The organism is Pseudomonas sp. MH9.3 (assembly GCF_034354675.1).
Classification (GTDB): domain Bacteria; phylum Pseudomonadota; class Gammaproteobacteria; order Pseudomonadales; family Pseudomonadaceae; genus Aquipseudomonas.
On sequence record NZ_CP133785.1, the window covers coordinates 1,000,185 to 1,022,375 of the forward strand.

General features: G+C 59.9%; 17 protein-coding genes and 1 pseudogene. 7 read left to right on the forward strand and 11 right to left on the reverse strand.

The window, feature by feature from the left end:
- Positions 1-127 precede the first annotated feature (127 nt).
- The 10 genes and pseudogenes from RHM60_RS03935 to RHM60_RS03985 form a co-directional block, all read right to left on the reverse strand.
- A pseudogene (locus RHM60_RS03935) lies at positions 128-1,105 on the reverse strand (extracellular solute-binding protein); the annotation flags it as partial.
- 66 nt (positions 1,106-1,171) lie between these two features.
- Complete coding sequence (locus RHM60_RS03940; RefSeq protein ID WP_209982226.1) at positions 1,172-1,576, reverse strand: ExbD/TolR family protein; 405 nt, start codon at positions 1,574-1,576, stop codon at positions 1,172-1,174.
- 1 nt (position 1,577) lies between these two features.
- Complete coding sequence (locus tag RHM60_RS03945) at positions 1,578-2,267, reverse strand: MotA/TolQ/ExbB proton channel family protein (RefSeq protein WP_322213696.1); 690 nt, start codon at positions 2,265-2,267, stop codon at positions 1,578-1,580.
- Positions 2,268-2,276: 9 nt separating this feature from the next.
- The gene (locus tag RHM60_RS03950; RefSeq protein WP_416195161.1) at positions 2,277-3,071 is read right to left on the reverse strand and encodes a TonB family protein; all 795 of its coding nucleotides are present in this window, start codon (positions 3,069-3,071) and stop codon (positions 2,277-2,279) included.
- Positions 3,072-3,145: 74 nt separating this feature from the next.
- Entirely contained in the window at positions 3,146-4,150 is a 1,005-nt protein-coding gene (locus tag RHM60_RS03955; protein WP_322213698.1) for a hypothetical protein, read from the reverse strand.
- A 775-nt stretch (positions 4,151-4,925) separates the two neighbouring features.
- Positions 4,926-6,533, reverse strand: a complete 1,608-nt coding sequence (locus RHM60_RS03965; protein ID WP_209982233.1) for a GMC family oxidoreductase — start codon at positions 6,531-6,533, stop codon at positions 4,926-4,928.
- Between the two features lie 67 nt (positions 6,534-6,600).
- Positions 6,601-7,818 (reverse strand): mandelate racemase/muconate lactonizing enzyme family protein, encoded by a 1,218-nt coding sequence (locus RHM60_RS03970; RefSeq protein ID WP_322213699.1) that lies wholly within the window; start codon positions 7,816-7,818, stop codon positions 6,601-6,603.
- Position 7,819: 1 nt separating this feature from the next.
- A complete protein-coding gene (locus RHM60_RS03975; protein WP_322213700.1) occupies positions 7,820-9,139 on the reverse strand; it encodes an MFS transporter in 1,320 nt (439 codons plus the stop codon).
- A gap of 156 nt (positions 9,140-9,295) precedes the next feature.
- Positions 9,296-10,720, reverse strand: a complete 1,425-nt coding sequence (gene aldA, locus RHM60_RS03980; RefSeq protein WP_322213701.1) for an aldehyde dehydrogenase — start codon at positions 10,718-10,720, stop codon at positions 9,296-9,298.
- A gap of 143 nt (positions 10,721-10,863) precedes the next feature.
- The gene (locus RHM60_RS03985; RefSeq protein WP_322213702.1) at positions 10,864-11,796 is read right to left on the reverse strand and encodes a LysR substrate-binding domain-containing protein; all 933 of its coding nucleotides are present in this window, start codon (positions 11,794-11,796) and stop codon (positions 10,864-10,866) included.
- Between the two features lie 345 nt (positions 11,797-12,141).
- Between RHM60_RS03985 and RHM60_RS03990 the strand changes: the two genes are divergently transcribed.
- A complete protein-coding gene (locus RHM60_RS03990; RefSeq protein WP_322213703.1) occupies positions 12,142-13,377 on the forward strand; it encodes an MFS transporter in 1,236 nt (411 codons plus the stop codon).
- Here RHM60_RS03990 and RHM60_RS03995 read toward each other — a convergent pair.
- Positions 13,315-14,229 (reverse strand): LysR family transcriptional regulator, encoded by a 915-nt coding sequence (locus tag RHM60_RS03995; RefSeq protein ID WP_322213704.1) that lies wholly within the window; start codon positions 14,227-14,229, stop codon positions 13,315-13,317. The genes RHM60_RS03990 and RHM60_RS03995 overlap by 63 nt on opposite strands.
- Before the next feature lie 116 nt (positions 14,230-14,345).
- Here RHM60_RS03995 and RHM60_RS04000 point away from each other — a divergent pair, with 116 nt between their 5' ends.
- From RHM60_RS04000 to RHM60_RS04025, 6 genes are all read left to right on the forward strand, one after another.
- Positions 14,346-15,227, forward strand: a complete 882-nt coding sequence (locus RHM60_RS04000) for a hypothetical protein (protein WP_209982248.1) — start codon at positions 14,346-14,348, stop codon at positions 15,225-15,227.
- Positions 15,228-15,285: 58 nt separating this feature from the next.
- On the forward strand, positions 15,286-16,515 hold the full coding sequence (locus tag RHM60_RS04005) for a M24 family metallopeptidase (RefSeq protein WP_209982250.1): 1,230 nt from the start codon (positions 15,286-15,288) through the stop codon (positions 16,513-16,515).
- A gap of 461 nt (positions 16,516-16,976) precedes the next feature.
- Positions 16,977-18,611 (forward strand): ABC transporter substrate-binding protein, encoded by a 1,635-nt coding sequence (locus tag RHM60_RS04010; protein WP_322213705.1) that lies wholly within the window; start codon positions 16,977-16,979, stop codon positions 18,609-18,611.
- Between the two features lie 75 nt (positions 18,612-18,686).
- Positions 18,687-19,640 (forward strand): ABC transporter permease, encoded by a 954-nt coding sequence (locus RHM60_RS04015; protein WP_122462729.1) that lies wholly within the window; start codon positions 18,687-18,689, stop codon positions 19,638-19,640.
- Positions 19,637-20,473: an ABC transporter permease gene (locus RHM60_RS04020; protein WP_071488391.1), complete on the forward strand. Its 837-nt coding sequence runs from the start codon at positions 19,637-19,639 to the stop codon at positions 20,471-20,473. Before RHM60_RS04015 ends, RHM60_RS04020 begins: the two co-directional genes overlap by 4 nt.
- Before the next feature lie 2 nt (positions 20,474-20,475).
- Entirely contained in the window at positions 20,476-22,122 is a 1,647-nt protein-coding gene (locus RHM60_RS04025; RefSeq protein ID WP_322213706.1) for an ABC transporter ATP-binding protein, read from the forward strand.
- Positions 22,123-22,191: the final 69 nt, after the last annotated feature.

Consider the following 22,191-nt stretch of genomic DNA (forward strand, 5'->3'; position numbering starts at 1 on the left):
CACCTCGTGTCATGGCGTTAAGACCCACCACGGTCGCACTGTTGGCAGGTAATTGCGCCAGGTACGCTGTGGCCGCGCCCTGCGTCACGGGCAAATAACCGGTTGCGTCGCTAAACAACGTTTGTATCGACACATCACGCAGAAACATCAAAAACTCGGCGACTGTCTGGTATTGCGCATCGCTCTGCCCGCGCAACACCCACAACGCCGCACCGCCCGGGAGCGAAGCCGCACGTTGCTGACCGGCGAACACCGGTAAAAGGTTGGCTTTCACGTCACTGGGATTAACGCTGTAGATCAGCTTGGACGCGCCGGTCGAACCCAGCAGCAGCGCGCAGTCCCCGGCGGTGAACGCCAACTCCTGACCGCCACTTCGGGTGGCGGCCTGATCGATCAGCAAGCCTTCAGCCATCCACTGCTCGACCTCTTCCATAAGGCGCAGGTGCAGGCCTTGGTCGAATGCCCAGTGCGTTGCGTCCTTACTCAGCAATGGCGCGCCCATGACCGCGCTGCTTTGTTCGAGCCAGACCCAGGGGCCTAAATCCGTCACTGCGGGGCATTTGCTGCCATGCGCCTTCAGGGCAACCAAGGCCGTGCCAAAGGCTTCCCAAGTCTCTGGGGCTTGAGTTATCCCGGCTGCCGCGAGCTGATCGGCGTGGCTGTAGAGCACTGCAGTGGACGTTGCAAATGGCTGTGCCCAGACGTTGCCGTCGGCATTGCTGTAGTAGGCGGCGACGGCGGGTAACAACGGATCGTCAGACACCTTGTGCTGTGATTGCAGGAACCCATCCAGGCCCAGAACTGCTCCGCTATTGAGCATTTCCGGCGTGGCGACATCATAGATTTCAACCAGCGCCGGGGCCTTGCCCGAGCGGTAGGCGGCCACGGTCTTTTGCAGGTTCTGCTCATAGGAGCCCTGAGCAATGCAACGCATCGGCAGCGACTGCGGGTGAGTCGAGTTGAAGCGCTCGCAAATGTCCTGGATCGCCGCCCCGGCCGCGCCCGAGTGGCCATACCAGAATTCGACATCAGCATCGGCGGCGTAGGCCTGGCCGGCACCCGCCACCCAAACGATGGCCGCCGATAAAAGTGATCTGAAACGCATTGTTTACACCGCTGAAGTGAGTACTGGTTAGCGTCAGTAAGGTGTGCGGCTCATGCAGCTTTCGCCTTACTGGCTTTGCGTAATCACCGACAGCCGAGTGATCTCTGCCTTCTGCACGAGCGCCAGCACCTGAGCAACGCGGCCGTACCCCGTCAGGGTGTCGGCACGTAACGTCAGCGAAACCTCGGGGTCCCTGGTTTTGAGGGCAACCAACGCTTGCTCCAACTCATCAAGCGGCTCTGCTTTGTCATCGATGAACACGCCGCCCGCCGCGTCGATACTGATCGCCACCGGCTTGCTATCGTCCAGCGCCTGCGTGGCGACGGTCTGGGGCAGATTCAGCGGGATCGCATTGTTCAACAATGGCGCCGTTACGATGAATACAACGAGCAGTACCAGCATCACATCGACCAAGGGCGTGATGTTGATATCGCTGATGGTGCTCTCGTCATTGCTCGTGGTGAAGGCCATTTCAGGCTGCTCCGCTCAGTTGGCGCTGGGTCTCGGTGGCGGGCCCGTCGCCGAGCTCAAAGCCATGACGTTGCGCGCGGTTCATGAGGTTAAGGGCGAAACTCTCGAGATCGGCAATCATCAATTTCAAGCGACGACCGAGGAAGTTGTAGGCCAATACCGCAGGCACGGCGACCGCAATACCGATGCCAGTGGCGATAAGCGCGTCGCCGATCGGGCCCGCGACGACAGCGATGCTGGCTGACTTGGCGGTGCTGATCGCTTGCAGCGCATGGATGATCCCAAACACGGTGCCGAACAACCCGATAAAGGGTGCAGTGCTGCCAATCGAGGCCAGCACGATCATTCCGTGTTCCATCAAATGGCGTTCGCCGTGAATCTGCTTCTGCAGGGAGCGTTCGAGCACTTCCTGACGGCTCCAGCCGTCGACCGGGCAAGGCCCTTCGCGGCCTTTGCTGAGCGCCAGGTGCGTGGCGTTGGCCAAACGCGCCAGTTGCCCCTGGTGCTCTTCTGCGGTCACGGAGGTCTTGAAGCTGGCGGTCGACCAGAAGCGTTCAGCGTACCGTTGGTTCTGGCGGCGCAGTTTTACCAGTTGAATCCATTTGGCAATCAGCACAGCCCAGGTGGCCAGCGAGAACAGCACCAAAATGCCCATGGATGCCTGGTGAATCAGAGTTGAATAATCGTTCATGGCAAAACCTCAACGAGATAGTTTGAACTCAAGCGGCACGGTGACCCAGCCATCAATGGCGGTATCGCCCCGTTTAGCGGGAATGAAAGTCCACTGGCGAACGGCGGCCAGTGCCGCCTCGTCCAGCGCAGGAGAACCGCTACTGGACGCGATCTCCACGGTGTCGGGTCGCCCATTGGGCATAACGTGCACGCGCAATTGGGCGGTACCTTCCTGGTGTCTGCGCGCCGCCGCCGGCGGATACGCAGGCGCCGGGTTATTCAGGTAGCCCGCTCGCCCCACCGGGCCGGTGACCGGCAACGACGCGGTGGGTTTGGGCGCGGGCGTTGCAGTGGCACTGGGCGTGACAGCTTTTGCGGGCGCATCACGTGACGGCGCAGGGGCGGCGACTTGCCTGGGCTCGGCAGGTTTGGGCGTTGCCTTGGCAACAGGCTTGGGCGTCGGACGCGGCTTCGCTATAGGCGGTGGTTCCACTGGAGGTGGCGGCGGGACAGGCGTCGGCTCTGGCTTAGGCGCCTGCACGGGCGCTGGAGGCGGCGGCGCAACCATCTGCATCGCAATGGCGAGGGGCTTGGTGGGCACCTCCAGTGGTTTGGACGGTCGATCGGTTTGCAACCAGACCAGCAGCGCGATGTGAGCGCCTACGGCCACCCCCACCCCAATCACATACACCTGCCATCTGACGGCGGGGCGGTTGGCGTCGGGTATCGGCAGCGTAGCAAATACCGCTGGCGACAACATTGCACCCGTGGCAGGCCTTCCCCGAAGCAACGGCGGGCGGCGCGATAAAAAATGCGAAAGCATGGCAATACCCATCTGTGAACAACGTGCGTAGCCGTTATTGGAGGCGGAGAACATATTACTACGCTTAATGTGTATTAATTATGACGTAGCGGCCGCTCCAGGTCTTCGCGACCATGGGACAGGCGCAGGCGACCGTCATCCAGCACCGTGAGCGGCATCGGATCGGTGATTTCGCCGATGAATGAACCGGTTTCATCATGGTTACGAAAAGCCATTAGACAAAGGCTGCCCCGGCCATCGACCAGCAGCTTCCCTGCGTACAGGCTGCAATACGCGTCACCCTGCAGAAAATCCTCTTCCGGCAGGTGCCAGGGGCCCAGCGGGTGCTCGGCCATCAGGTAATGGATGCCGCCCTGCTTGCCTTTCATATGGCGTTCGGCGTGGACCGGGTCAATGTGGGTATGCGCAACGCAAAACACGCAATACCAACGTCCCTGGTATTCCATAGGCTGGGGCACCTCCATGTGCCCATAGCGTTTGGAGCGGAAGATCGGCGGACCTTGCTCCCAATGCCGAAGGTCAGGAGAGCGCGCGTGCCCGATGACTCCACGAGTATTGCGCTCACCCTGTGGCTCACGCGCGGTGAAAAACATGTGCCAGCCATCGCCCTTCGGATCGGGGAATACCCACGGATCACGGAAGGCCTGCTCATACCAAATGTTTAGATCCAGTGACTCGTAGTAGCGCAGATCGGCCTGTAAAAGCGGCGTTTCGGTGGGGCGGCGCCACACGATCAAGTCATCGGAACAAGCGACGCCGATACGCTGTACGCAACCGTCTTCGGCCTTGCTGGTGCCGGTATAGAACATCATCCAGTGCCCCGCTTGAGCGCGAACCACGCAGCCCGTCCAGGTGGTGTAATCGTCCCAACTGGGCGTGGCGGCTGGCCAAAGCGCGTCGGGCAGAATCTCCCAGTTTTTCAGATCCACAGACCGCGCATGTCCGATCCGCACATTCCAGTGGCGCAGGTTGGGATCGTCCAGGCTGCGAGGGGCAGATAAATAGAACAGATGTGTGTGGTCACCGTCCTGGACGAACCAGAAGTCCCACACCCAATGCTCAGCCAAAAATAACGCCATCAATCACTCCAAAAACATTACTACTCTTTATGAGTTATATTCTGGCGCAGTATTGTTTCGTTTTTGTTGCGGTGCGTTGGTCATTCGGCTTCCGCTTGAGATCACAAGCGCCACACTGGCAAATACGCAGACTCCCTTAACGGTTGAGATGAGCTTTGCAGCACGCATAGCCACAAACCAGAGGCCTAGTGGTGGTCAGCGCGCGAAAAGCTATGAGCGCTGTTGATGCTACGGTCATGGGAAAGTAGTGAGCAGTGGCACCGTGAAATGCAGATGTCGGCCAATAGCGGCTACGTGCCTATGCCGGTATGCAGGGGGAGTTGCGGTACGCGCGCTACATCGACTCCTGGCTCGGCCTGCAGGGGGCTGAAAGACGCGCGATCTTTCGTGCCAGCGGAAATGGTGGAACAATCTCGCACGGATCTTTAGAGCAAGCGCTTGGCCCACGACTGTTCTCGCTTTCGTAGGCGTAAAAACACTTAAAAATAAAAAAGGGTGGCAAGATAAAATATCGCAACCCCTTGAGTTATATGGTCGGGACGGAGTGATTCGAACACTCGACCCCTAGCCCCCACCTTCTTTTTCATCCTTCTTGAAAGCTTTCAAAATTTTGCTCTGGATTTTTCCAAGCGGGTATTTACTTGAGCTCCCGCGGTGTTCTGCTCCACGAGAATGCAGTAACGTCCATTAAGAGCCGGTGTTTTTGTGGGGGTAAACGTAGGGGATATCCGCTCTATAGCCAGCTCCAACGTTTTTCGAGCACTTTGGCAACGAATCAGGCGTCCTGCAAAATCAGGTCGGCGCCCTTCTCCGCCACCATCAGCACTGCGGCGTGGGTATTGCCGCTCGTCACATTGGGAAAAATCGACGCATCGACAATGCGTAGACCCTCGAGACCATGGACTTTAAGCCGTTTATCGACCACTGACGTCCGTACATCCGCCCCCATCGCGCACGAGCCGCACAGGTGATAGATCGAACCGCTGTTTTCGCGAAAGTACTGCAGCATCTGTTCATCGCTTTCGACCACCGGCCCCGGTAGGACTTCTGCAACCGTGATGCTTTTCAAGGCCGGCGCCTGCATGATTTTGCGCATCAGCCGACTGCCCTGGATCACTTCGTCGATGTCCTTTTGTGTGCTCAGGTAATTGGGATCGATCAGCGCAGCGTCTCGAGGGTTATTCGACTGGATCTCGATATGCCCACGACTCGTCGGCCGGCACGGGTTGAAACATAGCAGGAAGCCGGAATACGGCTCTGGCTTGAGGCTGGCCTTGTTGTTTTTCGGGATCTGGTACGACAGCGGATTGAAGTACAGTTGCAGGTTCGGGTTGGCCTGCGACTCGTCGCCACGGAAGAACCCACCGGCCTGGTTGACGCTCATTGCCAAGGCACCCTTGCGGGTCAGCAGGTATTTAAGGCCGAGCTTGAACTGCCCGAACAGCGAGCTGAGCTGGTCATTAAGCGTCGCAATGTTGGCCTTGTAGTAGTAGCTGACGCACAAGTGATCCTGAAGGTTCTGCCCCACTGCCGGCAGGTGTTTGACTAGCGGGATCTGGTGCCTGGCCAGCAACGCCTGATCGGCGACACCGGATAGTTGCAGAATCTTCGGTGTGTCAACGGCACCGGCGCAGAGGATCACCTCCTTGCGCGCCTGGAAGGTGCGAACCACGCCGTGTTGGGTCACGGAAATACCGCTGGCCCGCTGGTTCTCGAACAATACCCGATCCACCAGTGCGTAATGCTCGACCGTCAGATTCGGGCGACTGAGTGCGGGATGCAGATGCGCAAAACTACTGGAACTGCGCTGGCCGTCCTTGGTGTTGACATCGTAGATACCCGAGCCTTCGAAGTTCGGCCCGTTGAAGTCGTCACTCTGCGGGTAACCGAGTTCATCGCACCCCTTGAGGAATACATCGCAGATTGGATGGGTCTCTCCCTTCATCGGAGTGATGCTGATCGGGCCGCTGCCGCCGTGGTATTCGCTTTCGCCCAACGGGTGATTTTCCAGTTTGCGAAAATACGGCAACACGTCCTTAAAACCCCAGCCATCGTTTCCGTTGGCGGCCCAGTCGTCGAAGTCATGGGCCTGGCCACGGACGTAGACCATCGCATTGATCGAGCCGGAACCGCCCTGGACCTTGCCGCGCGGGGCATAAATTTCACGGTTGTTGAGCTGCTTTTGCGGCTGGCTGTAGTACATCCAGTTGAAGGTCGGGTTGTAATACATCTTGGCGAAGCCGACCGGGATCTTGAACCACAGCGAACTGTCCTTGCCGCCCGCTTCCAGCAGCAGCACCGTGTATTTGCCGCAGGCCGATAGCCGGTTGGCGAGGATGCAGCCGGCCGCGCCTGCGCCAGCGATGATGTAGTCGTATGTCATGCACGGTTACCGCGTAAGTCGTTATTGGAAAACACCCATTCCCGCAACTGAAAGACGGGAAATACCGTCAGCCTCTGGCCGGCGATGTGTCTTTGACGTCTGCCGGGGCCGGCGCCATTTGCAGGTGCAAACGCTCACCGGTATAGGGCGAATGCCTGCGCACCACGTCCATGTTCAGCTCCACCCCAAGGCCCGGCTCGGTGGACGGGATGATGTAGCCGTCCTCCCATTGCAGCGGCTTGGTCAGGACTTCGGCGTGGAAACCGCCCCAGGTCATGATGCTTTCCTGGATGAGGAAATTCGGGGTACAGGTTGCCAACTGGAAACTCGCCGCCGCGCCAATCGGCCCGTTATAAAGGTGCGGTGCGATCTGCGCGTAATAGGCCTCAGCCATACTCGCGATTTTTTTGGCCTCCAGTAGCCCGCCGCAGCGGGCGACGTTCATTTGTAGAATCGACGCACCGCCGGCCTGCAACAGCTTGAAGAATTCGTACTTGGTGGTCAGCCGCTCGCCCGTAGCAATCGGAATGGTGGTCTTGGCCGCGACTTGCGCCATCGCCTCCTCCTGCCCCGGTGGCACCGGCTCTTCAAACCACAACGGGTCGTACTTCTCCAGGCGCTTGGCCAGGCGAATCGCCGAGGACGGGACCATTTGCCCGTGGGTGCCGAACAGCAGGTCGCACTTGTCGCCCACCGCTTCGCGGATCTTTCGGCAGAAGGTTTCGCAGCGCTCCAGAACTTCCAGCGAAATCTGGTGCCCGGAGTACGCGGTGTACGGCCCGGCCGGGTCGAACTTCACGGCGGTGAAGCCTTTATTCATGTTTTCTATGGCGCATTCGGCAGCCAGGTCCGGGTCATCGTAGTCGTACTCACCCTGGCTGTTGACCGGGTACAGGTAGGTGTAGGAACGCAGACGCTGATTGACCTTGCCGCCAAGCAATTCATAGACCGGCTTGTTCGCCGCCTTGCCGATGATGTCCCAGCAGGCCATCTCCAGGCCGCTGACCACGCCCATCATGGTCAGATCGGGACGCTGGGTGAAACCGCTCGAATAGGCCTGACGAAAAAAGCGCTCGATGTGATGCGGGTCGTGGTTGAGCAAGTAGCGTTCAAACACGTCTTCGATGATCGGCAGCATGGCTTTGGGGCCGAAGGTCGCAGCGTAGATTTCGCCGACACCTTCAATGCCACAATCGGTCTTGAGCTTGACGAACAGCCAATACATGCCGCCTATGTGCGGTGGCGGGACGGCAACGATATGGGTTTCAAGGGCGACGATTTTCATCTCAGGCACCTGTTTTATTCGAAGATTGACGATTGATACGCGCGCGCAAGGTCAGGGCCGCGAGGGTCCCGACCAGGCCGACGAAGGCGATGTAGCCGAAATACAGCTTGTAACCAAAGGCGCCGGGGAAGTGCTCGGTGAGGTAGCCATTGATCAATGGAATGAAGGCGTCCGGCAGGTAACCGACCACCGAGACAATGCCGATGGCCAGGCCGGTAATGCGCAGCGGAATGTTGCAGGTGTCCAGGATCGCCCAGTACAACCCGCGAATCGCATACGTCATCAGGCCGATGAAGATCACCGTACCGACCAGCAGGCCCATGCTGTTGAGCGCCGGGAATACGATCAGGCCGACCATCGCCAACGTCGCCAGAAATAGCGCTACGATCAGCACCGAAATGTTCGAGAACTTGTCACCGAGCCAGCCGCCACCGATACCGCCAATCGGGCGCATCCACAGCTTGATGGTGGTGATGGTGCCGGCCATGACGGCGGTCATGCCGCCGCCCTGCAAATAATCGGAGAAGCTGTAGGTCGCCCAGAAGATGTGGTAACCGCAGAACACGATGGCCGTCACCAACCACAGCTCCGGAATTTTCACCAGCGTCGTCAGGTCACTGAGCAGGTTGTACTTGCCCTTCTCCACTGGCGCGGTGTCCTCCATCGACTTCGGGTCCTTGATCAGCACCAGCACACAGCCGATGGCGATACAGGTGAAGGCGTAGAGGTAGACCACGTGCTTGAAACCTTCAGCGGCGGACTCGCCACGGGTTTCAGTGGCGAACGCGAACAGCCCCAGGGCGACCGTTGCGAGCAACGCCTCGACCAGACCGCGACCGCCGTCAAGGATGCCGAAGAACCGACCCTGTTCAGTCTGATGAGCAATCATCTTCACCCGCTTGAGCACCGAGGCCCAGAACGTCAGGCCGGTGGTCAGGCCCCAGCAACCGAAGATGATCATCAAACCGGCCATCGACGGTGCCGTGGAGTACCAAAGCCCCAAGGCTCCGGTGGCCACCAGCGAAAAGAAAATCAAAAACCGTGGCGCGATCCGGTCGGCCAACCAACCGCTCGGCAAATAGCTAAGCAGGAAAATCGTCCCTAGCATGGAGTACAGATAACCCAGCTCGCTGTGGTTGATCTGGAACACCTCAAGCATGGTGGTCTGGTAAACCTGCCGCAGGTACAGGATCGGGTAGATCGCCCCGGCGGCCAGCACCAGCAGCATTAACTGGACGTAGCGACTTCCCGTGTCACTGTGGCTTTTTGCACCCGCGCTCGAACCCTGAACAGCGGCAACAGTGGTTGCAGACTTGGACATCTGTGAGACCTCGGGCAGCCCGGTGGTCCGGGCGCCCCAATAATTGTTTTTATAGGTTTGGAGCAGTAGCAAGCGCAAAGCTACAAGCGGCAATTCAGAGCCGGCTGCCGTTCGCTTTTACTTGCCGCTTGACGCTTGGAACTTGTAGCTGCCGGTCTAGTACTTCATCACCACGAGTCGGGTCTGGGTGAATTCGAGCATGCCGTGCTTGCCGTCATCACCGCCCAGGCCCGAACGTTTCCATCCGGCGTGGAAGCCCTGGTAGGGGTCGGCCGGGGTCCGGTTGATGTACAACTCGCCGGCCTCGATGGTGTTGGCGACTTTCAGGGTGGTGCGATAGTTCTCGGTGTACAGCACCGACGACAGGCCGAACTGATGATCGTTGGCCATGGCCAGCGCTTCTTCGATGTCGCGGTACTTGAGCACGGGCAGCACCGGGCCGAAGATTTCTTCCTGGATGATTTCCATGTCCTGGCGACAGTTGCTTAAAAGCGTCGGCGGGTAGAAATGACCGTTGCCCTCAGGCATAAAACCGCCTGTTTCCAGTACCGCACCGTCGGCGACGGCACGCTCGACCATGGCGTGGATGTTTTGCCGCGAGCTTGCGTTGACCAATGGACCCATCAGGCTGGCGTCGGTGGCGCGGTCGCCAAACTTCACGGCGCTGATTTTGGCTTTGAGCAACGCGAGAAATTGTTCGTAGACACTCTCCTGCACATAAACCCGCTCCACCGCCGTGCACAACTGACCGCAGTGAGTAGTCTTGGACGCGACGATAGCGCTGGAGGCAGCTTCAAGGTCAGCGTCGGCTTCAATGATTGCCGGGGTTTTGCCGCCCAGTTCCAGGGACGGCTTGGCGATGTTGGCCTTGCAATAATCGAGCACGATGCGCCCGGCGTTGACGCTGCCGGTCAGGGTAATCAAGCCTACGGCTTTGTGGGTGCAGACCGTTGCGGCGGTGGCATGGTCCATGGTCAGTATGTTGACCACGCCGGCCGGTAAACCGGATTGCTGCACAGCCTTGGCGATTTCAAATGCCGAGGTCGGGGTGTTGTTACTTGGGCGCACCACCACGGTATTACCGGCAATAAGCGCCGGGGCGATTTTGCGCAGCAAGGTGTAGACCGGGTAGTTGAACGGAATCAGGCAGGCGACCACACCAATCGGCTCGCGGTGCAGAAAGAGGTTTTCGTTCGGGGTATCGCTGGGGATAATCTCGCCTTCGATCCGCCGCGCCCATTCGGCGTGGTAACGGGTGATTTGCGCGGCGTAACGGGCTTCGTTGCTGGCGTCGCTGACACTTTTGCCGGACTCGGCGGCCAAGGCGGCACCGATGCTCTCAGCGCAGGCCTCCAACGCGTCAGCGAATGAGCGCAAGTGCTCGGCGCGTTCGATGCTGGTGAGCTTGCCCCAGCGCTTCTGGGCGGCGGCGGCAGCCTCGACGGCGGCGGTGGCTTCAGCGCTGGTGGCGGCCGAGACCTGACCGACCAAGGCTTCGGTGGCCGGGTTGTAGACCGCAATCAGCGCATCGCTGGCAGGCTCAATGAAGTGACCGTTTACAAAGTTTCGCTCAAGTCGCATGTGCATCGCCCATCGTTGTTTTTATCCAGTTCCCGCAGTTTTGGCATCCTGAGGGGCTTGAACAAACGATTTATTGAGCGGGGTAACATTCAAAAAATGCAGGTTACGCGAGAAGTCATCAGATTTCCCATGAAGGTTGGGGGTTAACCGGCGGCGGTGGAGGGTTCGAGCTGCCTTTGCGCCAACCAGATTTCCTCCTGCAACCACTGGCTGAACACCTGCAATTGCGGCATCAAGGTCTGCTCCGGCCGAGTCACCAACCAGTAGGATTGATGCCCTTCCACATGCACGTTCAGTACTTGGGTCAACTGCCCGCTGGCCAGCTCCGGGGCAACCATGTTCCAGTCGGCAATGGTGATGCCCAAGCCGTCGGTGGCCGCACGAATCGCCAGGTCCAGCAGGTCGAATTCATAACCGCCCTGGGTATCCACGCCGCTGATTTTCGCCGCGTCGAGCCAGTGTTTCCAAGTCAGATAACGCTGGTCTTCCCTGGCCAACACATGCAGCAAGGTCAGGCGATTAAGGTCGATGCCGCGCTCGCTCCACTCCCGCGCATACAAGGACGGAGCACACACCGCAATGTGCCGTTCCTGGAGCAGCAGCGAGCTGTCCAGCCCATCCCATTCGCCATCGCCAAAGCGGATCGCGCAGTCCAGGGTGCTGGTTTCCGCCAGGCTGTCCTGCAAACGCGTGGTGATGCTCAGTTCCAATTCGGGGTGTTTCTCCCGCAGCCGTCCCAGGCGCGGCATCAGCCAGCGGCTGGTGAACGTTGGCGGTGCGTTGATGTGCAGGCGATTGGCGTGGGACTTCTGCTGGATGCTACGCACCGTCAGCTCGATTTTGTCGAAGGATTGATGCAGCGCCCGCAGCAAAACCCGGCCGGCGCTGGTCAGTTCAAGGTGGTGATGCCGACGTTCCAGCAGATTCTCGCCGAGCTGTTCTTCGAGCTGGCGCACCTGGCGGCTGACGGCACTTTGCGTGACGTTGAGCAGCTCCGCCGCCCGGGTAAAACTGCCGGTATTACCGGCCACTTCAAAGGCTTTGAGCGCATTGAGCGCGGGCATTTTGCGTTTCATGAACAGGACTCGCGCTGGGGCTGACGAGCCACAAGCATCCCACGGCTTGCGGGAAATTTCCTGAGTAACATGCATTTTTGTGTTGTGCGGGCCGATTGCCTTGCTCCCTCGCCACAGGTAATTGGCAATATTCAATGACGTCGGTTTCAGCCCTGCCACTGTCGCTGACGTATAAATAGCATGCGTATTTCGCAGCACACTCACGACTATTAAGCACTGGCTGTTTTATTTATATAGGCGCTAGTCTTATTCAACTAAATACCCACCTAAGTTAACGCACTTATCTAGGGCAGCTCTTTCACCTACGCCCCATTCCATAGCAATTAAACTGACCGAGCCAACCCCATGCCACTCAACACACGCTCACCCACAAGAAGTACTGTTTTATTGGCGCTTATCTTTACGGCGTGTAACGCCACCACCCACGGCTTCAGTATTTTCCTTTATTCGGCCTTATTACCCCAGATTCGCCAGGTGTTCGATCTGAGCTACAGCCAGGCCGCGTTCATCGCGGCGCTACTGCAACTGTTCTACATGGGCGCTTCGATTGTCAGTGGCATCGCCGCGGCGTGGATCAGCCCGCGTAATATGGTACGGCTGACGATGGCCTTGAGCCCGGCGCTGCTGGCCCTGGCGGTCGCCACCCCGTGGGTGCTGCCGTACGCATTATGCCTGGCACTGGTCTCGGCCTGCGCGGTGGCGAACTGGAATGCCATCGCCGCACTGGCCGGCGAAGTGATCCCCGCCTCCCACCGCAGCCGTGTACTGGGGCTGGCATCGTCGGGGGCGGCGTTTGCGATCGGCCTTAACGGTATGCTGATCGCTCTGTTGCAGGGCATCTCGCTGCGGCACTTCTGGCTGATTTGCGCCGGGCTGACACTGATGGTCACCCTACTGACCTTTTGGGTCCTGGCGCCGTTGGCGACAGGCCAGCGCATCAAGAAAAGCAGCGCGCCATCGCTGCGCCGGATACTCAGGCAATGGTTGAAGCTGTGCCTGGATTACCCGGTGGCGCTGCACATACTGCTGCTCAGCGCCTTTATTGGCGGGATCAGCGGCCCCTTCCTGAATTTTCTCTCGGCGTTTGCCAGCGAACGGCTGGGCGCCAACGCACAGATCACCGGCTCATTGTGGACACTGATCGGGATTGGCGGGGCAGTCGGCGGTTTGTTGTTGGGTTCGCTCGCCGATCGCTGGGGGGCATTAAGGGTGATGGCGTTGAGTATCAGCGCCTTCGGCCTGGCGATGCTCGCCCTGCTCTGGCAACCGAGCTTGAATCTGACCTGGCTGGCGGCCGGGCTGTTCGCGCTGTTCTATTTCCCTGTCTGGGGCTTGATGGCCGCCTACCTCAGCGCACGCTTGAGCCCCGTGCAGAGCCTGCAAGTGGTGAGTCTGAGCATGGTCGGTTATGGCTTGGGCAGCGCCACCGCAAACTGGCTGTGCGGCTGGCTGCTGCAGGCCACCGGGCAGTTTGGCCTGGTACACGGCTGGATCGTCTGCTGGGTCACCGCCAGCCTGTTATTGCTGAGGCTGATGGCTCGCCGTCAACGCTGTGAGCCGACGCTCGGCCAGCCACTCTGAACGGCCCAAGCGACGCGACAGAATATCCACCAAGGCCTCCACAGCCAACGCCTCGCACTGAGTAGAACGCCAGAACATCAACCGCGCGGGCTCAATCGGCGGAAAGCCCTGAGCCTCGTCCAGCACCTGCCAACCTGCCGGCACCAGGCGCCGCGCCGTAACACCGACCGACTGGCCCTGTTCAATGGCAATCCCAATACCACGCGGGCTCTGGCTGGTGTAAACCACATGCCACGCCCGCCCGGCCTCGGCCAGCGCCCGCACGGCGTTGGCTCGAAAGGCGCAGCCCTCGGCATACACTGCCAGCGGCACCGACGCCTGAGCACCGGCGCACCACCCCTCAGCCGCCACCCACACCAGCGGCTCATCACACAGGTATTCACCCGCTTGTAGATTGGCATGTTGCACGCCGAGCACCAGGTCCAATTCACCGCGTTGCAAACGACTGACCAGCGCCGTCGACATCTCGCAACAAATATCCGGCCGCACTTGGGGAAACTGCGCCTGAAAGTCGCGCAACACCTCGGCCAGGCAAAACTGGGCGTAGTCCTCGGGCATGCCGACGTGAACGCATACCTGCTCATCGGGCAGTTGCACGGCGTTGATCGCATCGGCATGCAGCTTGAGGATCTGCCGCGCATAGATCAGAAACGTCTCGCCACCCGGTGTCAGGCTCACCGAGCGACTGGTGCGCTGAACCAACGGCGTGCCGACGATCTCTTCCAGGCGCTGCAAATTCTGGCTGATGGTCGATTGGGTTTTGTGCAGGCGCTCGGCCGCCGCAGAAAATCCGTGGCACTCGATAATCGCAACAAACACTTTCAGTAAGCTTCCATCCAGTTCGCCTGACATAACTATCGCCCCTGCCGATGGATTCGATCACAACTTGTAATTTCCACTTCGCACCTCTTTAAGCAACTATCGATTCAACGCCAAACACTGTTAATTGATAGTTCCAGGAGACTTGCATGAGCCTTCAACTTGCCGACGCCGAAGTGGGCGATATCAGCGACATTATAAATACCGAGTTGTACCCCATACATGATTCGGGCCATGTCCGGTTGCAGGCGCTGATCGAACACGCTCGTGCCGAACTGGCCGAGGATGGTTGCTGCCTGCTGAAGAACTTCCTGCGGCCCGAGGCGCTGGAACAGGCGCGTGCCGAGGGTCAGGCGCTGTCGGGCAAAACTTTTTATTCGGTGCGCAAGGTCAACGCCTACTTCACCGAAGACGACCCCGCCCTGCCCCAGGATGATCCGCGCCGCACATTCATGGAGCGCACCAGCGGTTTTGTTACGCGAGACATGATTGCCCCGGACGCGATCATTCATCGCCTGTACGTCTCGCCGATGATGAAGCGATTTATAGGTGCCTGCCTCGACGAGCCGGAGATTTTCGAATACGCCGACCCGTTCGCCGGGCTGGTGATCAACGTGATGCCCGAAGGCACCGAGCAGCCCTGGCACTTCGATACCAACGAATTCATCGTCAGCATGATGACCCAGAAGCCCGAGGCCGGCGGCTTGTTCGAGTACGCGCCGATGATCCGCACGCGCACCCAGGAAAACCTTGGCGCCGTCGGCAATGTGGTGCGCGGCGACGACCGCAGCCGGGTGCAGGAACTGGAACTCAACCCAGGCGACTTGCAGATTTTCAAGGGCCGCTTTTCGGTGCACCGGGTCACTCGAGTCCAGGGCGCCACTGAACGTAATACAGCGATCTTCGCCTACTCCGAAAAGCCCGGAATCATCGGCCGCGCCCAGCGTACCAAGCAGCTTTACGGACGCCTGTCCGAAGCCCATCTGCAAGCCGAACGCAACCTGGTGCGCAGCGACCAGTTGCTCGACTGATCCCCCCAAAAAAATCCTAGAAAAAAACCAACCGTATTTGCCTTGCGAGGAACACCCCATGAGTCTGTCCGGCCCTAACCGCAACCCCGCCGACTGCGAACCGACCTACGCCGAGATCCAGCAGATCCAGCTCGACCGTTTGCAACGGGTGCGCAACGAACTGAAAAAACGCGACTACGCCGCGTGCGTGCTGTTCGACCCGACCCACATGCGCTACGCCACCGGTTCGCGCAACATGCAGGTGTACTCGGCGCGCAACCCGGCGCGTTACGCTTTCATCCCGGCAGAAGGCCCGGTGGTGGTCTTCGAATTCGGCGGCTGCCTGCACCTGGCCGAACAGCTCAACACCGTCGATGAAGTGCGCCCGGCCAAGGCCATCTCCTATTACTTCTGCGACAGCTTCCTGAATAACGTCACCGCCGAATGGGCCGCTGAAATCGGTGAATTGGTGCGCCAACACGGCGGCGGCAACAAACGCGTCGCCATCGAAAGCGCGACTTCAGCCGCTGCGTTCGAACTGCAAAAACTCGGCTACCAGATATTCGATGCCCAGGAACCGCTGGAGCGCGCGCGCTGCATCAAGGTGCCGAACGAGCTGAAGATGATCCGCGCCAGCCTGCGTGCCACCGAGGCCGGCGTGCGCTTGATGGAAAGCAAACTGGTGCCGGGCATCAGCGAAAACGAACTGTGGTCGCACTTGCACCAGCACGTGATCGCTACCGACGGCGACTACGTCGAAACCCGCCTGCTGTCCTCCGGACCGCGCACCAATCCGTGGTTCCAGGAATGCAGCACCCGGCCCATCGAAGCCGGTGACCTGGTAGCGCTGGACACCGATGTGGTTGGGCGTTTCGGTTACTACGCGGACTTTTCACGGACCTTCCTGTGCGGCGAGCAAGCCGCCACCGCCAAGCAACAGGAGTTGTACAAACTGGCCTACGAACAAGTGCAGACCAACATGGAAATGCTCAAGGCCGGCCGCAGCTTCAAGGAATACGCCGAGCTGGCCTGGAGAATCCCGGACAACTACAAGGCCAACCGCTATTTCGCCCTGGCCCACGGCGTTGGCATGACCGGTGAATACCCGTACGTGGTGCACCGCGAAGACATTGATGCACTGGGTTACGACGGGGTGTTCGAAGCCGGCATGACCATCTGCGTGGAGAGCTATATCGGCCACGATGCAGGCGGCGAAGGGGTCAAGCTCGAAGAGCAGATTTACATCCACGAAAACGGCATCGAGTTGCTCTCGGACTATCCGTTCGATGCGCGCCTGATGCCGCGCTGAGTTACCCCGGACGGTGCCGTAACCTCCTTCTTCGACATCGTCCGGTTTTCCCCTTGTTCCCACCCGGAACAAGGGGCGTTTGCGGCCACCGCGCAGTGTTTCGTACCCGCGCTTTCCTCCGTCCGGCCTGTCTAGCTCAAGCGGCAGCCTTCCTTACGGTCAGTAACATGCATTTATCGAACGTTTCAGCGTTGAATTTATCGTTTGTCGATCGTTGCGCAGATGACAAAACTGCGGGCATCTCTAATAAAAACAACATGAGAGCAGCCCTATGTCATACCCAGCCTCCGTCCTTCTGATCTCGTTGCGCCTTCCTCTACTGCCGGCTTCACGCCTGTCACGCCTGCGCCTTCGCGCTGTCGGCCACTGACAGCCTCGGTTCATCGAACCGACCGAGTCTGCCGCTCGCCCCATTTGCGGCCAGTCGAAAAACGCACTTTTGCACGTTATCGGAGAGGCATATGAAAGACTTAATGACACTGGACGGCGCCTTGCCGCATCCAGCGGTAAACGACCTGTGCACCCAAGTCAAAAGTGGCGCAATCAATCGTCGCCAATTCCTGCGCACCGCCGCGCTGCTGGGCATCACCGCTGCCAGCGCCAGCACCTTCCTCGGTTCCGCGCTGCTCGGTAATTCGGCCCACGCCGCTGACGCGGTAACGCCGCGCCAGGGTGGCAGCCTGCGGTTTGCCTGCGCCATCCAGGAAATCCAGGACCCGATGCTGATTACTTGGATCGAAGCCTCAAACCTGCTGCGCAACAGCCTCGAATTTCTGACCTGGGTCGATGCCGACAACATCACTCACCCGTACCTGGCCGAGAGCTGGAGCCCGTCCGACGACCTGAAAACCTGGACCTTCAACCTGCGCCAGGACGTGAAGTGGAGCAACGGCGACACCTTCAACGTCGAGGACGTGCAGCACAACATCGAACGCTGGATTGCCGCCGACTCCAAGTCGGTCAACCGCACCGCGTTCCAGGACATCACAGCTTTCGAAAAAGTCAGTGACTTCCAGTTCCGCCTGGTGCTCAAACGGCCGATGCTGGCGATCCCGGAAATGCTCAATGCCTTCACCTGCGCCATCGTGCACCGCAGCTTCAAGGCCGGTGACGACTGGGCGAAAAACCCGCTTGGCACCGGGCCGTTCAAACTGGTCTCGTTCGCGGTCAACAAGCAGGCGACCTTCGCCAAGCGTGCCGATTACTGGCGCAAACCGGCGAACCTCGAAGAGCTGCGCTACGTCGACATGGGCACCGACATTTCCACCCATCTCGCCGCGCTGCAGGCTGGGCAAGTGGATGTGTTGTACCGGGTAACGGTGGCCGAACTGGATCTGGCGAAACGCTTGCCGGGCGCGCAATTGCTCACCTGCAAGTCGGCACAAACCATCGTCATGCGCATGGCCTGCGACCAGAAACCGTTTGACGACCTGCGCATTCGCAAAGCCGTGGTGCTCTGCGCCGACAACGCGCAGATGCTGAAAATCGCCTATCGCGGCATGGGCACCCTGGGCGAAGACCATCATGTCGCGCCGTCCCACCCGGAGTATTTCCCGCTGCCCAAACGTGCGCGAGACGTGGCGGGTGCGAAGAAACTGCTCGCCGACGCCGGCCACCCGAACGGCATCGACATCGACCTGATCGTCGGCAACACCCAGGGCCGCTACGAACAGGACTGCGCGCAGATCCTCCAGCAGAACTGCGCCGAGGCCGGCATCCGCATCAACCTCAAAGTGATCCCAGCGACGCAATACTGGCCGATCTGGGACAAGGCCGCGTTCAGCCTCACCTACTGGGCACACCGCCCGCTTGGTGTGATGTCGCTGGAACTGGCCTACCGCAGCGGTGCAGCCTGGAATGAAAGCCACTACAGCGACCCGGCGTTCGACGCCGCGCTGGATAACGCCATGGGCATTATCGACCCCAAGCAAAGGGCCGTGGCCATGCAAAGCGTCGAGCAGATCCTGCAAGACGCCTGCGTCATGGTCCAGCCGTTCTGGGGCGACAAGTTCACCGCCGCGAGCAAGAAGGTCCAGGGCTTTCAGGTTCACCCGTCGGACTTCTACCCAATGGATCAAGTCTGGTTGAGCGCCTGATTCAAGCGCCTCGAACCAGCCCGCCCACTCAGTTGCGGCGGGCCGCCATCCCTTGATTAGCCGGAGCGTGCAAGCATGGCTGAATTTCTATTGCGCAAGTTATTGGCGCTGGCGGCAACGTTGCTGTCGGTGTCGGTGATCGTATTCCTGGCCCTGGAATTGAACATTGAGGACGTCGCAATCAACGTCCTCGGTCCCTACTCCGCTGCGGACCAACGCGCCGCATGGCTGGTGGAGCACGGTTACAACCAACCTTTCGTTTGGCGCTACCTGGTGTGGCTGAAGGATTTCCTCAGCGGCGACTGGGGCACTTCGGTGCACTTTCGTGAGCCGGTGATTGACCTGCTGCTGCCGAACCTCGCGCAAACCTTGACCCTTGCGGGTCTGGCGTTGGCGGTGATGGTGCCGGTGGCGTTGACCCTGGGCATTCTCGCGGGGATTCGCCAGGGCTCGGCGGTGGATCGACTGGTGTCGTTTCTGTCGATCGTCACCACCTCGATTCCAGACTTCGCCAGTGCGGTGTTTGTCTCGGCGATATTCGTGTTCTGGCTTAACTGGCTCCCGGGCGTGAGCAGCATGAGCGACGGCTTCAACCCGGTGGAACTGGCACTGCCACTGATGGTGCTGTGCCTGTTCGGCATCGGTTATCTGGCGCGGATCACGCGTGCCTCGATGGTCGAAGTGATGCAGGCGCCGTACATCCGCACTGCCCGCCTCAAAGGCGCGTCGACCTCACGCATCGTGTTGCGCCATGCGCTGCGTAACGTGCTGATCGCGCCAATCACCGTAATCATGTTGTACATCCCGTGGCTGCTGTCGAACGTGATCGTGGTCGAGGTGTTCTTCGCCTACAAAGGCTTCGGCTCGCTGCTCTACACCGCGTCGCTGAACCATGACGTCTACCTGATCGAAGCCTGCGCGATGATCAGCGGCATCGTCGTCGGCGCGACTAAAATTTTCTCGGACCTGGCCTACACCTGGCTCAACCCGCGCATTACCTTGCGCAGTCTTGGCGGAGGTGGGCAATGAATGTCCTCAACGCGTTCAAACATCCCCTGGCGTTGCTCGGTTTGTTGCTGGTCGGCGGCTGGGTGCTGATGGCGCTGTTCGCGCCGTGGCTGGCGCCTCATGACCCGCTGGAGAGTTTCACCCCACTGCTGACGCCGATGACTCCGGATGGCGACGGCCTGCGCTTCCTGCTGGGCACAGACATGATCGGCCGGGACATTCTCTCGCGCCTGATATGGGGCACGCGCACCGTACTGTTCTGGTCGATCTTGGCGACGCTGACCGCATTCGCCGTCGGCATCGCCATGGGCCTGTGCGCCGGCTACTTCAATGGTTGGGTCGATGCGCTGCTGTCCTATGTCGCCGACACCGTGCTGTCGTTTCCAGTGCTGGTGTTGTACATCGTGATCATCATCGCCCTCGGCGCGTCGGCGCTTAACATCCTGATTGCGGTGACCTTCACCAGTGCCCCGGCGATCTTCCGGATCATGCGCGCGCTGACCATCGACATTCGTTCCCGGGACTACGTGCTCAGCGCCATCACCCAGGGCGAAGGATCGCTGCGGATCATGCTGGTGGAAATCCTGCCAAATTGCGGTGGCCCTTTGATCGTCGATTTCTGCCTGCGCATCGGCTACACCGCGATCATGATCGGCGCCCTTGGCTTTCTCGGCCTCGGCCTGCCACCGCCGACCCCTGACTGGGGCGGAATGATCAACGAAGGCCGCAGCATGGCCATCGCCTTCCCGCACTTGGTGATCTTCCCGTGCATTGCCATCTCCACCCTGATGCTGGGCCTGAGCCTGTTGGCGGACGGTCTGGACGAACACGCCCAGAAAGGCGCAAGGAGCTGAGCATGAGTCATAAACAAGTATTGAGAGTGGAAAACCTCTCCATCGAACTGCCCGCCGGCGCCGATCGTAGCCACGCCGTCAAGGGCATCAGCCTGGATGTACGCAAAGGCGAAATTCTCTGTGTTATCGGCGAGTCGGGCTCAGGAAAATCGGTACTCTCGGCCGCGATCATGGGCGATTACGCCAAAGGCCTGCGCCACACTGAAGGCGTGATTGATTTCCTCGGCGACGATATTTGCCGCATGGATGAAAATGCTCTGCGCAAGCTGCGCGGCAATCGCATTGCGATGATTTTCCAGGAGCCCATGGCGGCGCTGAATCCGGCGATTCGCATTGGTCAGCAGGTCGAGGAAATCTTCGACATTCACGCGCCGCAGATGCCCGCCACGGAGCGCCGCGAACGCATGCTCGCCCTGCTCGACTCGACTCAATTGCCCGACCCGCCACGGATTGCCAACAGCTTCCCGCATCAACTCTCGGGCGGCCAATGCCAACGGGTGGTAATTGCCATGGCGCTGGCGATGAACCCGGATTTGCTGATTGCCGACGAGCCGACGACGGCGCTGGATGTGACCACGCAAGCCCAAGTGCTGAAACTGGTTCGCGACCTGCGCGGTCGTGGTCAACACGGCATCCTGTTCATCACGCACGACTTCGGCGTGGTGGCAGAAATCGCTGACCGCATCGCGGTGATGGAGGGCGGTGTGCTGGTGGAAATCGGTGAGCGCGATCAAGTCCTGGATGCGCCAAGACACCCGTACACGCGCAAGTTGATTGCCGCTGTTCCGGCCCTGCACCCAGAGCTGCACGCACCGTGCGCCGACGGTGAGCTTGCGTTGCGCATCGAGCATCTGACCAAAACCTACAACGTCGGCGGCAGGTTGATCCCGGCGCTCAAGGATGTCTCGCTGCAACTGCCACGGGGCAAGACGCTGGCGATTGTGGGTGAGTCCGGCTCGGGCAAAAGTACCTTGGTGAAAGCGGCGATTCGGCTGGTGGAAAGCGACAGCGGCCACGTCTGGGTCGGTGATACGGATTTCCTCGCGTTGCGCGGTTCTGCGCTGGCGGCCAATCGACGGCGGATTCAGATGATTTTCCAAGACCCGTACGGCTCGCTCAATCCACGCCATCGGGTCGGCGACATCATCGCACGCGCGGCGCAATTGCGCGGGTTGTCGGCCAAGGATGCGTGGACCGAGGCCGGTGATCTGCTGGAACAGGTCGGGCTCAAGCGTGACGCCCTCAAGCGCAAGCCCCGACAGTTCTCCGGCGGTCAGCGCCAACGCATCGGCATTGCCCGGGCCTTGGCAATGCGCCCGGAAGTGCTGATCGCGGATGAAAGTGTCTCGGCGCTGGATGTCTCGGTGCAAAAACAGGTGCTGGAGCTGCTCGCCGAGCTGCAACAGCGCCTCAACCTGAGCATCTTGTTCATCACTCACGACCTGCGCGTGGCAGCGCAGATCAGTGACTACATCGCGGTGATGCGCCAGGGCGAAGTGGTGGAATACGGCACGGCCGAACAGGTGTTGTTGCGACCGCAAAACGCCTACACCCAGACCCTGCTCGCGGCGGCACCCGGTGCTTCGGCGATCCCGCAGGTGTCTGCCATCGAACCAACGCTGAGGCTGATTCGACCGCAAGCCAACTGAGTCAACAACCCTTTTCCCAGGTAGCAGCGTTCGCTGCTGCATGGGCTGCTGTTGCCAACGATAACTAAA

Excerpts from the sequence above, each read along its gene's own strand:
- RHM60_RS04025 (WP_322213706.1), top strand. The coding sequence starts at position 20,476 with ATGAGTCATAAACAAGTATTGAGAGTGGAAAACCTCTCCATCGAACTG.
- RHM60_RS03965 (WP_209982233.1), bottom strand. The coding sequence starts at position 6,533 with ATGACATACGACTACATCATCGCTGGCGCAGGCGCGGCCGGCTGCATC.
- RHM60_RS03990 (WP_322213703.1), top strand. The coding sequence starts at position 12,142 with ATGCCACTCAACACACGCTCACCCACAAGAAGTACTGTTTTATTGGCG.
- RHM60_RS04015 (WP_122462729.1), top strand. The coding sequence starts at position 18,687 with ATGGCTGAATTTCTATTGCGCAAGTTATTGGCGCTGGCGGCAACGTTG.
- RHM60_RS03975 (WP_322213700.1), bottom strand. The coding sequence starts at position 9,139 with ATGTCCAAGTCTGCAACCACTGTTGCCGCTGTTCAGGGTTCGAGCGCG.
- RHM60_RS03955 (WP_322213698.1), bottom strand. The coding sequence starts at position 4,150 with ATGGCGTTATTTTTGGCTGAGCATTGGGTGTGGGACTTCTGGTTCGTC.
- RHM60_RS03950 (WP_416195161.1), bottom strand. The coding sequence starts at position 3,071 with ATGCTTTCGCATTTTTTATCGCGCCGCCCGCCGTTGCTTCGGGGAAGG.
- RHM60_RS04010 (WP_322213705.1), top strand. The coding sequence starts at position 16,977 with ATGAAAGACTTAATGACACTGGACGGCGCCTTGCCGCATCCAGCGGTA.
- RHM60_RS03970 (WP_322213699.1), bottom strand. The coding sequence starts at position 7,818 with ATGAAAATCGTCGCCCTTGAAACCCATATCGTTGCCGTCCCGCCACCG.
- RHM60_RS03995 (WP_322213704.1), bottom strand. The coding sequence starts at position 14,229 with ATGTCAGGCGAACTGGATGGAAGCTTACTGAAAGTGTTTGTTGCGATT.
- RHM60_RS04000 (WP_209982248.1), top strand. The coding sequence starts at position 14,346 with ATGAGCCTTCAACTTGCCGACGCCGAAGTGGGCGATATCAGCGACATT.
- RHM60_RS03940 (WP_209982226.1), bottom strand. The coding sequence starts at position 1,576 with ATGGCCTTCACCACGAGCAATGACGAGAGCACCATCAGCGATATCAAC.
- RHM60_RS04005 (WP_209982250.1), top strand. The coding sequence starts at position 15,286 with ATGAGTCTGTCCGGCCCTAACCGCAACCCCGCCGACTGCGAACCGACC.
- RHM60_RS03985 (WP_322213702.1), bottom strand. The coding sequence starts at position 11,796 with ATGAAACGCAAAATGCCCGCGCTCAATGCGCTCAAAGCCTTTGAAGTG.
- aldA (WP_322213701.1), bottom strand. The coding sequence starts at position 10,720 with ATGCGACTTGAGCGAAACTTTGTAAACGGTCACTTCATTGAGCCTGCC.
- RHM60_RS04020 (WP_071488391.1), top strand. The coding sequence starts at position 19,637 with ATGAATGTCCTCAACGCGTTCAAACATCCCCTGGCGTTGCTCGGTTTG.
- RHM60_RS03945 (WP_322213696.1), bottom strand. The coding sequence starts at position 2,267 with ATGAACGATTATTCAACTCTGATTCACCAGGCATCCATGGGCATTTTG.